Consider the following 1,376-nt stretch of genomic DNA (forward strand, 5'->3'; position numbering starts at 1 on the left):
ACCTAATATAGAAATAATAGATAGCAATAATACTCTTATTAATAGATTCTTGTATTAGAATATGGATATTAAATTGGTAGATCTCTCCAGATTGTTCGTTGTCTGTGCCACCTACTTCCCTGCCAACTGATTCACCACACTTAAAACCGCTTTCATATTTTCATCAGCATAGGACTTTAAAATATCAGTTTCCTTTTCCGTTAAAAGAGCGTCCGCTTTGAGAAGTTCGTAAGGTTCAACATTAAACACGGCGGCAAGCTTAACCAGCGTGTCGGAAGAAACCCATGATTTTCCTCGCTCAATATCGCTTATAAAGTTGGTGGATTTATCCAGTTTTTCGGCAAGAACCTCTTGAGACAGGTTATTCAACCGCCTACAGCGGTTAATATTATTGCCTAAAATCCCCCGCAGTTCCATTTCTTCCATTTTTACTCACCCTAATACCGAATAAATATGCTATTATCTTGACTTTTTATTAAACAGATAATAGTATGGATTGTCGTTGACACCGAATTTTGTATTTTCATCAAATTTTGGAGTTTTTAGTCAGAAAAATGCCAGACACAAACGGCTTAAAAGCCATCCTCAACCACAACGAAACAGTCCAGCCAAACGATGACCTGTTGAACACCCTAAAAGCTGCCATACCCCAGTTTTTTGACAAAGACGGTAATTTCAAAACAGACATATTTGAAGACGAACTAAAAAGGAACAATATCGCAGAAGCCCGAGACGGCTACAAATTGAGCTTTGTGGGCAAGGATTATGCTCGCCTACAAGTGGGTATAAAATCCGAAACCATGATAGTCCCCGATTGTAAACATAATTCTCAAGCACAGAACGTTAACAGCGGTAATGTTTTTATCACAGGAGATAATATTGACGCACTTCGCCATTTAGTCAATGCCTACGAGAATCAAATAAAACTAATCTATATCGATCCTCCATATAATACTGGCAAGGAATTTGTGTATTCGGATAATTTTGAATTTAGTGATGAGAAATTAAAATTAATATTAGGTTATACCGATGAAGAAATAACCCGCCTGAAATCAATACAAGGAAAAAGTTCGCATAGCGCATGGCTCACATTCATGTACCCTCGTCTGAAAATCGCTCATAGACTACTTAAAAACGATGGTGTAATATTTGTTTCAATAGACGACAATGAACAAGCAAATTTTAAATTAATTTTAGATGATTTATTTGGAGAAAGTAATTTTGTCAGTAATTCTATTTTACTTAATAATCGTGGCGGTCGTGATTATGGTGGAATTGCAAAACAACATGAATATATATTGATTTATACAAAAAGCGAAAATTTTGAACTCAATTTAATAGAAGAAATAGATAAAAAATTTTAATATGAAGATGAA

The 1,376-nt window shown here is 35.1% G+C and carries 2 protein-coding genes; one reads left to right on the top strand and one right to left on the bottom strand.

What is annotated here, in order from left to right:
* Positions 1-111 precede the first annotated feature (111 nt).
* Positions 112-426 (bottom strand): helix-turn-helix domain-containing protein, encoded by a 315-nt coding sequence (locus ACYVTD_RS12880; protein WP_461248145.1) that lies wholly within the window; start codon positions 424-426, stop codon positions 112-114.
* 128 nt (positions 427-554) lie between these two features.
* Between ACYVTD_RS12880 and ACYVTD_RS12885 the strand changes: the two genes are divergently transcribed.
* Positions 555-1,364 (top strand): DNA methyltransferase, encoded by an 810-nt coding sequence (locus tag ACYVTD_RS12885; protein ID WP_461248146.1) that lies wholly within the window; start codon positions 555-557, stop codon positions 1,362-1,364.
* Positions 1,365-1,376 lie beyond the last annotated feature (12 nt).

The organism is Treponema sp. R6D11 (assembly GCF_054786075.1).